This is a genomic window from Streptomyces sp. NL15-2K (assembly GCF_030551255.1).
GTDB lineage: Bacteria > Actinomycetota > Actinomycetes > Streptomycetales > Streptomycetaceae > Streptomyces.
On record NZ_CP130630.1, the window covers coordinates 11,163,245 to 11,175,709 of the forward strand.

General features: G+C 71.5%; 13 protein-coding genes. 6 read left to right on the top strand and 7 right to left on the bottom strand.

The features are described from left to right. The first annotated feature begins 40 nt into the window (after positions 1-40). Positions 41-1,315 carry a geranylgeranyl reductase family protein gene (locus tag Q4V64_RS48810; protein ID WP_124444519.1) on the top strand — a complete coding sequence of 425 codons (1,275 nt, stop codon included), beginning with the start codon at positions 41-43 and terminating at the stop codon, positions 1,313-1,315. On the opposite strand, the gene Q4V64_RS48815 is transcribed toward Q4V64_RS48810, so the two are convergent. Continuing rightward, entirely contained in the window at positions 1,305-1,754 is a 450-nt protein-coding gene (locus Q4V64_RS48815) for a nitroreductase family deazaflavin-dependent oxidoreductase (RefSeq protein WP_124444520.1), read from the bottom strand. The genes Q4V64_RS48810 and Q4V64_RS48815 overlap by 11 nt on opposite strands. Before the next feature lie 178 nt (positions 1,755-1,932). On the opposite strand from Q4V64_RS48815, the gene Q4V64_RS48820 reads away from it, so the two are divergent. The 3 genes from Q4V64_RS48820 to Q4V64_RS48830 all read left to right on the top strand — a co-directional run bounded on the left by Q4V64_RS48820 (position 1,933) and on the right by Q4V64_RS48830 (position 4,622). Further along, the gene (locus tag Q4V64_RS48820; RefSeq protein WP_124444521.1) at positions 1,933-2,631 is read left to right on the top strand and encodes a TetR/AcrR family transcriptional regulator; all 699 of its coding nucleotides are present in this window, start codon (positions 1,933-1,935) and stop codon (positions 2,629-2,631) included. Between the two features lie 84 nt (positions 2,632-2,715). Further along, positions 2,716-3,960 (top strand): sensor histidine kinase, encoded by a 1,245-nt coding sequence (locus Q4V64_RS48825; protein WP_124444522.1) that lies wholly within the window; start codon positions 2,716-2,718, stop codon positions 3,958-3,960. After that, positions 3,957-4,622 carry a response regulator transcription factor gene (locus tag Q4V64_RS48830; RefSeq protein ID WP_124444523.1) on the top strand — a complete coding sequence of 222 codons (666 nt, stop codon included), beginning with the start codon at positions 3,957-3,959 and terminating at the stop codon, positions 4,620-4,622. The genes Q4V64_RS48825 and Q4V64_RS48830 overlap by 4 nt, the downstream gene beginning before the upstream one ends. Here Q4V64_RS48830 and Q4V64_RS48835 read toward each other — a convergent pair. Then, complete coding sequence (locus Q4V64_RS48835; protein WP_124444524.1) at positions 4,583-4,867, bottom strand: DUF6332 family protein; 285 nt, start codon at positions 4,865-4,867, stop codon at positions 4,583-4,585. The two genes, Q4V64_RS48830 and Q4V64_RS48835, sit on opposite strands and share 40 nt — an antisense overlap. A gap of 74 nt (positions 4,868-4,941) precedes the next feature. Beyond that, positions 4,942-6,441: an MFS transporter gene (locus tag Q4V64_RS48840; RefSeq protein WP_124444525.1), complete on the bottom strand. Its 1,500-nt coding sequence runs from the start codon at positions 6,439-6,441 to the stop codon at positions 4,942-4,944. Positions 6,442-6,527: 86 nt separating this feature from the next. Here Q4V64_RS48840 and Q4V64_RS48845 point away from each other — a divergent pair, with 86 nt between their 5' ends. Then, positions 6,528-6,920, top strand: a complete 393-nt coding sequence (locus Q4V64_RS48845; RefSeq protein ID WP_124444526.1) for a MarR family transcriptional regulator — start codon at positions 6,528-6,530, stop codon at positions 6,918-6,920. A gap of 8 nt (positions 6,921-6,928) precedes the next feature. Here the strand turns inward: Q4V64_RS48845 and Q4V64_RS48850 are convergent, their stop codons facing one another. Both Q4V64_RS48850 and Q4V64_RS48855 read right to left on the bottom strand, forming a co-directional pair. After that, positions 6,929-7,663 (bottom strand): maleylpyruvate isomerase family mycothiol-dependent enzyme, encoded by a 735-nt coding sequence (locus Q4V64_RS48850; protein WP_124444527.1) that lies wholly within the window; start codon positions 7,661-7,663, stop codon positions 6,929-6,931. 65 nt (positions 7,664-7,728) lie between these two features. Next, a complete protein-coding gene (locus Q4V64_RS48855; protein WP_124444528.1) occupies positions 7,729-8,892 on the bottom strand; it encodes an MFS transporter in 1,164 nt (387 codons plus the stop codon). Positions 8,893-9,073: 181 nt separating this feature from the next. On the opposite strand from Q4V64_RS48855, the gene Q4V64_RS48860 reads away from it, so the two are divergent. Further along, positions 9,074-10,552, top strand: coding sequence for a glutamate-cysteine ligase family protein (locus Q4V64_RS48860; RefSeq protein WP_124444529.1), 1,479 nt, complete (start codon positions 9,074-9,076; stop codon positions 10,550-10,552). 90 nt (positions 10,553-10,642) lie between these two features. Here Q4V64_RS48860 and Q4V64_RS48865 read toward each other — a convergent pair whose 3' ends face one another. Both Q4V64_RS48865 and Q4V64_RS48870 read right to left on the bottom strand, forming a co-directional pair. Next, positions 10,643-11,770: a Gfo/Idh/MocA family oxidoreductase gene (locus Q4V64_RS48865; RefSeq protein WP_124444530.1), complete on the bottom strand. Its 1,128-nt coding sequence runs from the start codon at positions 11,768-11,770 to the stop codon at positions 10,643-10,645. Beyond that, positions 11,740-12,450, bottom strand: coding sequence for a ThuA domain-containing protein (locus Q4V64_RS48870; RefSeq protein ID WP_124444531.1), 711 nt, complete (start codon positions 12,448-12,450; stop codon positions 11,740-11,742). Before Q4V64_RS48870 ends, Q4V64_RS48865 begins: the two co-directional genes overlap by 31 nt. Between the last annotated feature and the right edge of the window lie 15 nt (positions 12,451-12,465).

Consider the following 12,465-nt stretch of genomic DNA (forward strand, 5'->3'; position numbering starts at 1 on the left):
ACAGGTGCGGCAGCGGCTTGATCGGGAGCAGTAGACCATCGTGAGCAGCGAGAACTCTTCGGCGGACGACGACGTGCAGCGGGTGTGGGACGTCGTCGTGGTGGGCGCGGGACCCGCGGGGGCTTCGGCCGCCTACGCGGCGGCGGTCGCGGGACGGCGTGTGCTGGTGCTGGAGAAGGCGGAGCTGCCGCGCTACAAGACGTGCGGCGGCGGCATCATCGGCCCGTCGCGCGACTCCCTGCCACCCGGCTTCGAGCTGCCGTTCCGCGACCGGGTGCACGCGGTCACCTTCTCGCACAACGGCCGCTTCACCCGCACTCGCCGCTCCAGGCAGATGCTGTTCGGCCTGATCAACCGGCCCGAGTTCGACCAGCAGCTGGTCGAGCACGCGCAGAAGGCCGGGGCGCAGCTGCGTACGGGCGTCACCGTCCAACGGGTCGAGCAGCACGGATCGTCCGTGCCGGACCGGCGCACGGTCGCGGTCGTCCTGCAGGGCGGCGAGACGCTGCTCGCGCGGGCGGTCGTCGGCGCCGACGGCAGCGCCAGCCGCATAGGAGCGCACGTCGGCGTCAAGCTCGACCAGGTGGATCTCGGCCTGGAGGCGGAGATCCCGGTGCCGGAGACGGTCGCCGAGGACTGGAAGGGGCGGGTGCTCATCGACTGGGGCCCGATGCCCGGGAGCTACGGCTGGGTGTTCCCGAAGGGCGACACGCTGACCGTCGGGGTGATCTCGGCGCGTGGCGAAGGCGCCGCGACCAAGCGGTACTTGGAGGACTTCGTCGCCCGGCTCGGCCTCGCGGGCTTCGAACCGAGCATCTCCTCGGGCCACTTGACCCGCTGCCGTGCCGACGACTCGCCGCTGTCGCGCGGGCGGGTTCTCGTCTGCGGAGACGCGGCGGGGCTTCTTGAGCCGTGGACCCGCGAGGGCATCTCGTTCGCGCTGCGCTCGGGGCGGCTCGCGGGGGAGTGGGCGGTACGGATCGCGGAGGCGCACGACGCCGTGGATGCCCGGCGTCAGGCTCTCAACTACGCCTTCGCGATCAAGGCGGGGCTGGGCGTCGAGATGGGCGTCGGCAAGAGCATGCTCGCGTTGTTCGAGCGGCGCCCCGGCCTCTTCCACGCGGCGCTGACGGGCCTCCGCCCCGCCTGGAAGGCGTTCATGGACATCACGCGCGGCGCCACCTCGCTGGGTGAGCTCGTCCGCACCCGACCCATCGCCCAGCGTGCCCTGACCGCGCTGGACAACCGCCGGGCCGCGAGCGCTGCGGGTGCCGCGGACGCCTCGGGTACATCGGGCGGTGAGGTCAGCTCGTGACCTCGACCCGGAAGACCGGGTGGTCGGGGGCGATGCGGCGCAGGTCGGCGTCGGGGGAGTCGGGACCGACTCCCTTGAAGAAGACGCCGACCTCGGCCTTCCAGCGCTTGAGGTAGGCGCGCAGGAGCGGAACCTTGTCGTCGTCGGCCACCTCGGTCGCGGTGAAAACCTCCGCGTTCTTGCCGAGGCGCAGCTCGCCGCCGCCGGCCGCGCGCATGTTGTGCGTCCACTGGACGTGGCCGCGCGGGGCGACCAGATACTGCTGTCCGTCGACGGTCAGCAGGTTCACGGGGGTGGTCCGCCACTCGCCGCTCTTGCGGCCGCGGACCGCCAGGACCCGCGAGCCCCAGACGCTGATGCCGCGGCGGGTCATCCAGGCCACCGCGCGGTTGAGAACGTGGACCGTGAACCAACCGGGCTTCTGGACGTGCGTGGACATGGGGACCCCCTGCGTGTGAAAGAGCATCTGAAAGAGCGCCGCTCTTTTTTGTGAGCACTGCTCTCGCCCAGGAACATTGTGGACGAGGTCGGTGACCCAAAGCAAGAGCAGTGCTCTCTTTTATGTGCGCCGATCTGATCTGTGTGCAGTGCTCTCGCTTCGTGGGACACTGGTCCGCATGAGCAGCAACACCACGCACGGCGCCCGTGCCCGGGCCAGGATCGAGGTCACCGCCGCCATCAAGGACGAGGCACGCAGACAACTCGCCGCGGACGGCGCCGCCAAGCTCTCGCTGCGCGCCGTGGCCCGTGAGCTCGGCATGGTCTCCTCCGCGCTGTACCGCTACTTCCCCAGCCGCGACGACCTGCTGACCGCCCTCATCATCGACGCCTACGACTCCCTCGGCCAGAGCGCCGAGGCGGCGCACGAAGCAGTCGTCGAGGCCGGACACTCCCAGCGCTGGAGCGCGGTGTGCGAAGCCGTACGCGGCTGGGCCCTCGAGCACCCCCACGAATACGCCCTGATCTACGGATCGCCGGTCCCCGGCTACGCCGCCCCCAGGACCACCGTCCCGGCCGCCTCCCGCGTCGGCCTCCTCCTCATCGGCATCCTGCGCGACGCCCACCAGGGGCCCGGCCTGGCCAAGCCTCCACTGCCGGCCGACCTGCGCCCCGAGGCCGAACGGATGGCCGCCGACCTCGCCCCCGACCTCCCACCCGAGACGGTCACGGCACTCGTCGCGGCCTGGGCCCAGCTGTACGGGCTGATCGGATTCGAGCTGTTCGGCCAGTTCAACCGGGTCGTGGCGGACCGGACGACGTTCTTCCGGCATGCGGCGGCCCAACTCGCCCACGGTGTGGGTCTGGTGTCCCCCTGAGGGCGACGTACTTCGCGGGGAGTACGTCTGATCACCGCGCTCGGCTGACGCCGCCGGGGGCCGTCGGCGTCTAGCGTGGCTGACATGGACGAGCAGCGCGTACGCGGGGGCCCGCCTCACTGGTGGCGGCACGGGCCGCCGTGGTGGAACCGCTGGGCCACCGGGGACACGGAGGAGCAGCGTCCGCGGTGGCCCTGGCGGTCCACCGCGCTGCTCACGGTCTTCGTGCTCGCCGGCTCGAACTACGCGGCCGAGCAGCAGGTCGGCGAGAAGGCCGCTCTCGACCCCTTCGCGCGCATGCTGCTGCTCGTGGCGGGCGTGCTGCTGCTGTGGCGACTGCGGTATCCGGTGCTCGTGGTGTTCGGCACGGCGGCGGCCGCCATGCTCTACCGGGGCGCCGGATACCCGTACGGACCGATCTTCCTCACCGTGGCCCTGAGCTGCTTCAGCGCCATCGTCGCGGGGCACCGCAGGGCGGCCTGGGCGGCGCTGGGGATGCTCTGGGCCGGGCACGTCCTGGTGGCCCACTGGCTGTACCGGTGGCTGCCGCCGTCCGGGGACGACGCCGCCTCCTGGGGGCAGGAGGTCGTCGTCGCCACCTGGATGGTGGCGATCCTCGCGGTGTCGGAGCTGGCCCGCACCCGGCGCGAGCAGTGGGCGCGTGAGCGGGCCGAGCGGGCGCAGGCCGCTCGGCGGCGCGCCGACGAGGAGCGGCTGCGCATCGCACGCGAGCTGCACGACGTTCTCGCGCACAGCATCTCGGTGATCAACGTGCAGGCCGGTGTCGGCCTCGCCCTCCTCGACACCGACCCCGAGCAGGCGCGCACGGCGCTCACCACCATCAAGGCCGCCAGCAAGGAGGCGCTGGGCGAGGTCCGCCAGGTCCTCGACACGCTGCGCACCCCCGGTGACGCGCCGCGCGCGCCGGCGCCCGGCCTCGACCGGCTGCCCGAACTCGTGGAGCAGGCGGCGGGCGCGGGCCTCACGGTCGAGGTGGAGGGGAAGCCGCCCCGCCTGCCACCCGGGACGGACCTCGCGGCCTTCCGCATCGTCCAGGAGGCGCTCACCAACGTCGTACGGCATTCCGGTTCGCGGCACGCGCGCGTGCACCTCGATCACGGCGACGGGACGACGCTACGGCTGCGTATCGACGACGACGGACCCGCTACCGGCGCCGACGCGGGCGGCAGCGGCAACGGTCTGGCCGGAATGCGGGAGCGGGCCGCCGCACTGGGTGGCACGATCGAGGCGGGCCCGCGTGCCGACGGAGGGTTCCGGGTGCTGGCCGTGCTGCCGCTGAAGGTGAAGCCCAAGGAGGACGACCGGTGATCCGTGTACTGCTCGCCGACGACCAGTCACTGGTGCGGGCCGGCTTCCGGGCGCTGCTCGACGCGCAGCCGGACATCGAGGTGGCGGGGGAGGCCTCCGACGGCGAGGAGGCGCTGCGCAAGGTGCGCGAACTGCGTCCCGATGTCGTGCTGATGGACATCCGCATGCCGCTGCTGGACGGTCTGGCCGCGACGCGGCGGATCACCGAGGACTCCGGGCTGGCGGAGGTGAAGGTGGTCATGCTCACCACCTTCGAACTCGACGAGTACGTCTTCGAGGCGATCCGCTCGGGCGCCTCCGGCTTCCTGGTCAAGGACACCGAGCCGGAGGAACTCCTGCGCGCCGTGCGGGCGGTGGTCGGCGGCGACGCGCTGCTGTCACCCGGTGTGACCCGCCGGCTGATCTCGGAGTTCGCCGCCCGCTCCAAGGAGCCCGCGGCCGCCGACGCGCTCGCCGCACTCACCGAGCGGGAACGGGAGGTGATGGCCCTGGTCGGCATCGGCCTGTCCAACGAGGAGATCGCCCGCCGTCTGGTGGTCAGCCCGCTCACCGCGAAGACCCACGTCAGCCGCACGATGGTCAAACTGGGCGCCCGGGACCGCGCCCAACTCGTCGTCCTGGCCTACGAGTCGGGGCTGGTCCGGCCGGGCTGGCTGGGCTGAGCCGTCCGCCGGAAACGGATCAGGACGCTGACCACCCGGGCGAAGAAGAGGACGGGGGCGAGGACGAGACCCGTGCGGAGCAGCACCACCGCCAGGGTGTCCGGCAATTCGAAGAGCAGCGCCGGACCGGCGACCGCCCCGAACACGACCGCCGCCGCGAACAGCGCACTGCACAGCGCGTATCCGATCTCCACGGTGATCGCGTCCCGCTCTGCCTGACTGCGCCGTCCCCCGTAGCCCGTCATCCCGGCAGTCTCACAAACGTGCGCCCGACGGAGCAAGCGGCTCCGCCGGGCGCACCGTGTGGGAGGCGGTCCCCCTAGTCGCGTACGGGCACGCGCTCCGTCTCCGTCTCTGTCTCCTTCATAGTGGACTGGGCGACGACGACGGACCGCTGCGGACGACGGCCGCTGCGCAGACCCGTGAGGGTGATCAGCAGCCCGGCAACGGCGATGCCCGTCACCACGATCAGTCCGGGCCGGTAGCTGTCCAGGACGGCCTGCGGGGTGGCGGTCTCGGGAGCGCCCGCGGTCACCACCGCCGTCACGATCGCCAGGAAGATCGCCCCGCCGACCTGGACCGAGGTGTTGAGCAGCCCGGAGACCATGCCCTGCTCGTGGTCGTCGACGCCGTTGGTGGCCTGGATGTTGAGCGACGGGAAGACCAGCGCGCAGGCCGCGCCGATGAGCAGCATCGACGGCAGGATCACGGCGGCGTACACGGGGTCGAGGTCGACCTGCAGGAACAGGGCGTACCCGATGACCATCAGGCCGAAACCCACCGGGAGCAGCCGCTGGGTGCCGAACCGGTCGACGATCGAGCCCATCTTCGTCGCGGACAGCGCCACCAGCGCGCCCGCGGGCAGGAAGGCGAGCGCGGTGTGCAGCGCCGACCAGCCGAGCAGGGACTGCATGTACAGCGTGACCAGGAACTGGAAGCTGACATACGAGCCGAAGAAGAGCATCGCGCCGAGCTGGGCGCGGATCTGGATGCCGGAGCGCAGCACGCCGAGCCGGACCAGCGGGCCCGGAGAGCGCCGCTCGACCAGGACGAACACGGTGAGGAGCACGGCGACCGCGAGGAAGGACAGCAGCGTGCGGGCCGAGGCCCAGCCCACTTCCGGGGCCTGTACGACGGTGAAGACCAGCAGCAGCATCGAGGCGGTGCCGAGGACGGCGCCGGGGATGTCGTAGCCGTTGTGGTCCTTCTCGCGGGCGCTGCGCGGCAGCAGCTTCAGACCCGCGACCAGGGCGATCAGGGCGATGGGTGCGGGCAGCAGCATGGTCAGGCGCCAGCTGGCCTCGGTGAGCAGGCCGGACAGCACCAGGCCCATCGAGAAGCCGGTGGCCGCGCAGGTGGTGTAGATGGAGAGGGCGCGGTTGCGCAGCGGGCCCTCCGGGAAGGTCGTCGTGATGATCGACAGGCCGGCGGGGGCGGTGAAGGCCGCGCTCAGGCCCTTGATGAAGCGGCTGGCGATCAGCAGCGGGCCGGAGTCGACGAGTCCGCCGAGCAGCGAGGCGACTGCGAAGACGCCCAGGGCGATCAGGAAGACCTGGCGTCGGCCCAGCAGGTCGGCGGTGCGTCCGCCGAGGAGCAACAGGCCGCCGTAGCCCAGGATGTAGCCGCTGACGATCCATTGCAGGGTCGAGGTGGACAGGCCGAGGTCGGCGCCGATGGACGGCAGGGCGACGCCGACCATCGACACGTCCAGCGCGTCCAGGAACATCGCGGCGCACAGCACCAGCAGGGTGCCCCACAGCCGGGGCGTCCAGCGAACCGCCGGGGACGGGGCCGCGGGGGTGGTGAGCGGAGAGGTCATGCCGCAGACACTACATGCGCCTGCATCTGATGCAAATGCATTTAATTCCGATGCAACAAAACCGTTTCTCTGCTACGGTGCGCCTCATGGCGGCGAAGAAGGCCGAGCAGACGCTCGTGGATCAGTGGCGGGAGATCCTGGCGCTGCACGCGCGCACCCAGTGCGAACTCGACCGCGCACTGCACCGACACGGCCTGTGCGCCAGCGACTTCGAGGTACTCGACGTCCTCTCCGAACCACGGCCGGACGGCGTGTGTTCCTACCGCGTCCAGGAGATCTCCGAGCGCGTCCACCTCAGCCAGAGCGCGCTCTCGCGGCTGATCGCCCGGCTGGAGAAGGACGGACTCGTCGAACGCGCCATGTGCGCGGAGGACCGCAGGGGCGTCCGCGTCGCGCTCACGGCGAAGGGGCGCGCGCTGCACGGCGACGTACTGCCGGTGCAGCGCGCCGTGCTGACGAGGACGCTCGCCTCGGGCTGAGCCGGGCCCTAGGTCACGGCGGACTTCTCGCGCCACAGCTCGGCCACCGAGTCGTCCCCGGTCACACTCGGGAACGGTAGCCGGTTCCACAACGACAGGTACACCCGCGCGACGGGCCCGGCCACCTCGCAGTCCGCCTCCGAGGCGTCGCCGCGCTCGGTCACGGGCGGCTCCTGCGACAGTCGTACGGTCCACACCGCGCCGTCCGTGTCCGTCGCCCGCACCCGCAGCACCCGGGGCTGCTCGCTGCGGACCCTGCTCTTGGGGCGGGCGTGGAAGCCGCACAGCAGCTCGTCGATGCCGTCCGCGGCGAAGTCGCCGCTGATGTCGCTGGGTTGGCCGCCCCTCGCCGACTCCGCGTCGAACCGGTGCACGGTCGTCTCGTGCGCCTGCCGCCGGGCCCAGAACGCGAGCGGCGACGGCGCGGGCAGGAAGTGCCAGCACTGGACGTCGGGCGAGGCGGAGCGCAGGGTCTCGACGAGCTGCCCGTGCCCCTCCCGGAACCAGGCGAGCAACTCGGCGCCGTCGAGGTCGGGCAGGCCCGCGTCCGGGTGGTAGGAGGTGTGTCCCTCGGCGACGAACGCCGCCGCCCAGCGGTGCACCATCCCCGTGTGCCGCAACAGGTCCCGCACCTGCCAGTCCGGGCAGGTCGGCACCTTGGCCCCGGTCCCGGCCTCCTCGGCGGCCGCGGCCAGCGACCGGCCCTCCCGGGCCAGGATCGATACGTACTCGGCAGTGTCCATGGGGGGAGTGTGCCGGATGGAGTGCGGTCCAAGGGAAGTGATTTCGGTGGTCGAGCCAGGTCGTGTCAGCCCGCTGCCGCACGTCGGGTCACGAAGGCGATGGCCGCGGCCGACGCGGCCAGTGTCGCCACACTGAGGAGGGCGGGGGGAAGGGAGAACCAGTCCGCCATGAACCCGATGGCGGGCGGGCCCAGGAGCATGCCGCCGTAGCCGAGCGTGGACGCGATCGCGACTCCGTCGGGACCGGCCAGCGCGCCGGCGCGTTCGACGGCGACGGGAAAGAGGTTGGCGAGCCCCAGCCCGGTGATCACGAAGCCGAGGAACGCCGCCCACAGGGACGGCGCGAGCGCGCCGAGCAGCATGCCGACCGCGGCGGTCGTGCCGCCGGACACCAGCGTGCGGGTCTGGCCGAGGCGTTCGAGCAGCCTCGTGCCGGTCAGCCGGCCGATGGTCATCGCGAGCGCGAAACAGGAATAGCCGACCGCCGCGACGCCCGGTGTGGCGTGCAGATCCTGCTCCAGGTGCAGGGCGCTCCAGTCGGCCAGGGCTCCCTCGCCGTACGCCGTGCACAGGGCGATCAGACCGAAGGTGATCACCAGACCACGCGTGCGGGTGTCCAGACGTCGTGGCGCGGACTGCTCGTGCGGTGCGCTCTCGGGTGGTGCCGGGGGCTGGATGCGCAGCAGGGTGCGGCCCGTGAAGGCGGTGACGAGAAGCCCGGTCGCGGTGAGACCGAGCAGGTGTTGGGCGGGGGACAGCGCTCCGGCGACGAGCCCGCCGAGGCCGGCGCCGATCATGCCGCCGAGGCTGAAGGCGGCGTGGAAGCTGGGCATGATGGGGCGTTGCAGGGCCCTCACCAAGTCGACGGCGGCGCTGTTGAAGGCGACATTTATCCCGCCGTAGGCGGCGCCGAAGAGCAGCAGCACGGCGCCGAGTGCGACGGGCGAGTGGGTGAGCGGAGGCAGGGCGATGCTGAGGGAGAGCAGGACGGCGCAGACGACGGTGACCTGGTGGGTGCCGTAGCGGCGGCAGAGGCGGCCGGTGAGCGTCATGGTGATGACGGCTCCGGCGGAGACGCCGAGGAGGGCGAGGCCGAGGGCGCCGGCGGAGGCGCCTGTCTGTTCCTTGATGGCGGGGATGCGGACGACCCAGCCGGCGAAGATGAAGCCGTCGAGGGCGAAGAAGACGGTGAGGGCGATGCGGAGCCGGGTGAGGGGGGTGCCCGGCACGGCGTTGTGCGTTCGGACTTTGTTTATTAGCGGCACAAAGTCAGGCTAGGTGGGTGCCGTGGGCGGCGACAAGTGGGTTACCGCCCTTCCGGTAGCGCGGCGGGCCGTTGACTGTCCGGGACCCGCCCGAGGTGCGACGCTGGGACGAGAGGCATCCGCCGAGGGGACTCGGGAGGGCACGATGGGACGTGACGTGCCGGCCCTGGTGTTCACACGGGAGGACCGCCGTCGGTACCGGGACAAGATGCACACCTGCCTCGATGTGCTGGCGCAGATGCTGCGCGAGTCGGGCTTCGAGAGCGAGCGCCCCCAGGTCGGGCTGGAGATCGAGCTCAACCTGGTGGACGACGACGGGTTGCCGGCGATGCGGAACACCGAGGTACTCCAGGCGATCGCCGCCCCCGCCTGGTCGACCGAGCTGGGCCGCTTCAACCTGGAGATCAACCTCCCGCCGCGGCGGCTGACGGCCGGCGGCCCCGGCGACTGGGAGCAGGAGATCCGTGACGCGCTCAACCACGCCGAGGAACGCGCCTCGGCCGTGGGCGCGCACCTGATCATGGTCGGTATTCTGCCGACGCTGGGGGAGGCGGACGTGGGGGAGTCCGCCCTGTCCGGTGATCCGCGGTACCGGCTGCTCAACGAGCAGATCTTCGCGGCGCGGGGTGAGGACCTGCGGATCAGGGTGGACGGCGTGGAGCGCCTGGCGATGTACGCCGACGCCATCACGCCCGAGGCCGCCTGCACCAGCACCCAGTTCCACCTGCAGGTCGACCCGAAGCAGTTCGCGGACTACTGGAACGCCGCCCAGGCCATCGCGGGTGTGCAGGTGGCCCTGGCGGCGAACTCGCCCTTCCTCTTCGGCAGGGAGTTGTGGCGCGAGACCCGCATCCCCCTGTTCGAGCAGGCCACGGACACCCGCCCCCAGGAGATCAAGGCCCAGGGAGTACGCCCCCGGGTGTGGTTCGGAGAACGGTGGATCACCAGCGTCTTCGACCTCTTCGAGGAGAACGTGCGCTACTTCCCGGCGCTGCTGCCGCTGTGCGACGACGAGGACCCGCAGGAGGCGCTCGACCGCGGCGGCGTTCCCCAACTCGGGGAACTGACGCTGCACAACGGCACGATCTACCGGTGGAACCGCCCCGTCTACGCCGTCACCGACGGCCTGCCGCATCTGCGCATCGAGAACCGGGTCCTGCCTGCCGGCCCCACCGTGGCCGACATCATCGCCAACGGCGCCCTCTACTACGGCCTGACCCGTGCCCTGGTCGACGAGGACCGCCCGGTCTGGACGCGGATGTCCTTCTCGGTCGCCGAGGAGAACCTGCACACCGCGGCCCGAGACGGCATCGACGCCCGCCTGTACTGGCCCGGCACGGGCGAAGTGCCGGTCACGGAACTGGTGTTGCGGCGCCTGTTGCCCCTGGCCCACCAGGGCCTCGAGCTGGCCGGCATGGACGCGGCGTGGCGCGAACCCCTGCTGGGGATCATCGAGCAGCGCTGCGTCACCGCCCGCAACGGCGCCCTGTGGCAGGCTGAGACGGTCCACCATCTGCAGAAGGCCGTCACCTCCGACCGGCGGGAGGCACTGCGGCAGATGACCATGACGTACATGGACTACATGCACATGAACGCGCCCACGCACACGTGGCCCGTGGACTGACAGGCGAAACGGACCTGCTCGCGCGCCCGTCACCGTGCGGTTCGCGGTTGCGGCAGTACGGCGTCCTGGAGCCAGATCCCGCCTGCCGGTTCACTGCGCGGCGAGTCGGCGGGTGGCCTGCCCTCTCCACTCCTCGGCCGCCGTCAGCGGAACGAGAACGGGCGGCTCCGCCGACGTCGTCAGCTCGATGCGCCGCCCCTCCGCCGACGAACGCAGCAGGGCGCTCATCGTCTCCAGCACGTGCAGGGCGAGATCGCCGTTCGCGCGAGGCGCCCGCTGCCCGTCGGCGGCGATGAAGTCGAGCAGCCCGAGACCCCGTGCACCGCCGACGTAGCCCGCCGACGGCGAGAGCGTGCGCCACTGTGTGTCGCCGAGCTCGCAGAGCCGCACCTCGCCGTCGAAGCCGTTCGGATCCGGCACCGTGAGCGTCCCCGTCTCGCCGTGGACCTCGATCGGCGCGGCTGTGGTGGCCACGCCGTCGAAGCTCGTCGTGATCGTTGTCAGGGCCCCGCCCACGTGCTCGAGCACACCGGAGACATGACTGGCCACCTCGACCGGTATCCGCTCACCCGCGCGCGGGCCGGACCCGATGACGCGCTCGGCGCGCAGGCGGCTGGACGCCCCGATCACGGCACGCACCGGCCCCAGCAGGTGGACCAGGGACGCGAGGTAGTACGGCCCCATGTCCAGCAGGGGGCCACCCCCGGTGGTGTAGTAGAAGTCGGGGTGGGGATGCCAGCGTTCGTGCCCCGGGGTCACCATCACGGCCGAGGCGAACAAGGGACGTCCGATGCTCTCCGCCTCCACAGCCGCCCGCGCCGTCTGGATTCCGGTGCCCAGGACGGTGTCCGGCGCGCACCCCACACCGACCGCTGCCTGAGCGGCGGCCTCCATGACGGCGTGGGCGTCCAGGAGGTCGGCGGCCAGCGGCTTCTCTCCGTAGACGTTCTTGCCCTGGCCGATGGCGGCGAGGGCGATCTCGGCGTGGGCCGCGGGGACGGTGAGGTTCAGCACCGTGTCCACGTCCGGGCTGCTCAGCAACTCCTCGACGGTCAGTGCCTCGACGCCGGGCAGCTCGGCGGCGACCGCGGCCGACCGGGAGGCGTCGAGGTCGGCGACCGCGGTGACGCGCACGGCGGGATGGCCCAGGAGCGTGTCCAGGTACGCGCGGGAGATGACGCCGAGACCTACGACGCCGATGCGGTGCGCGTCGCCCACAGCATGCCCCTTTCGATGATGGTGCGGACGTTGGGGTTCTCGAGCACGTCGAGGCTGTGCCCCGGCGTCGTCACCACGATGCGCCCGGCGCCCCACTGACGGGTCCAGACCGCCGGCGAGCCGACCGGCCGGTGCCAGGGCTGCCACGGCCGGGCGGGATGGGTGGTGGTGGCCAGGACATCGATGAGGTCGTCGTGGAGCACCCAGTACTGCTCGGTGTCCAGCTCGAAGGCCTCGATGCCCGCGGTGATGGGGTGCTCGCGGCCGAGCTCGGTGATGTCGATGGTGTGCGGCAGGTAGTTGTCCCCCGCCTCACCCCGGCGCTCGCACGGTTCCTTGCCCGGATGGGTCGCGAACTGGCCTCCCACCAGGTGGAGATAGTCGGACGAGGCGCGGAACGAGTCGGCGATGCCGCCGTGCCAACCGGTGAAGCCGGTGCCGGCCACGACCGCCGAGCTCAGTCCCACCAACTGCTCAGGGGAGATCTCCGACATCGTGACGCACTGCACGACGAGGTCGGTGCCGGCCATCTCGGCGGCGTCGGCGTAGACGTCGGTCGACTCCTCGACCCGAACGTCGTATCCCTTGCTTCGGAGGAAGGGCAGGAACAGCTCCGTGGCCTCGACCGGCTGGTGTCCCTCCCATCCGCCTCGGACCACCAGCGCTTTCTTCCGCGTCATGTTGTCCTTTCATGG

Bases quoted from the DNA above. Each gene is read 5' to 3' on its own strand.
- Q4V64_RS48815 (WP_124444520.1), bottom strand. From the start codon at position 1,754: ATGTCCACGCACGTCCAGAAGCCCGGTTGGTTCACGGTCCACGTTCTC.
- Q4V64_RS48820 (WP_124444521.1), top strand. From the start codon at position 1,933: ATGAGCAGCAACACCACGCACGGCGCCCGTGCCCGGGCCAGGATCGAG.
- Q4V64_RS48825 (WP_124444522.1), top strand. From the start codon at position 2,716: ATGGACGAGCAGCGCGTACGCGGGGGCCCGCCTCACTGGTGGCGGCAC.
- Q4V64_RS48835 (WP_124444524.1), bottom strand. From the start codon at position 4,867: ATGACGGGCTACGGGGGACGGCGCAGTCAGGCAGAGCGGGACGCGATC.
- Q4V64_RS48840 (WP_124444525.1), bottom strand. From the start codon at position 6,441: ATGACCTCTCCGCTCACCACCCCCGCGGCCCCGTCCCCGGCGGTTCGC.
- Q4V64_RS48845 (WP_124444526.1), top strand. From the start codon at position 6,528: ATGGCGGCGAAGAAGGCCGAGCAGACGCTCGTGGATCAGTGGCGGGAG.
- Q4V64_RS48850 (WP_124444527.1), bottom strand. From the start codon at position 7,663: ATGGACACTGCCGAGTACGTATCGATCCTGGCCCGGGAGGGCCGGTCG.
- Q4V64_RS48860 (WP_124444529.1), top strand. From the start codon at position 9,074: ATGGGACGTGACGTGCCGGCCCTGGTGTTCACACGGGAGGACCGCCGT.
- Q4V64_RS48870 (WP_124444531.1), bottom strand. From the start codon at position 12,450: ATGACGCGGAAGAAAGCGCTGGTGGTCCGAGGCGGATGGGAGGGACAC.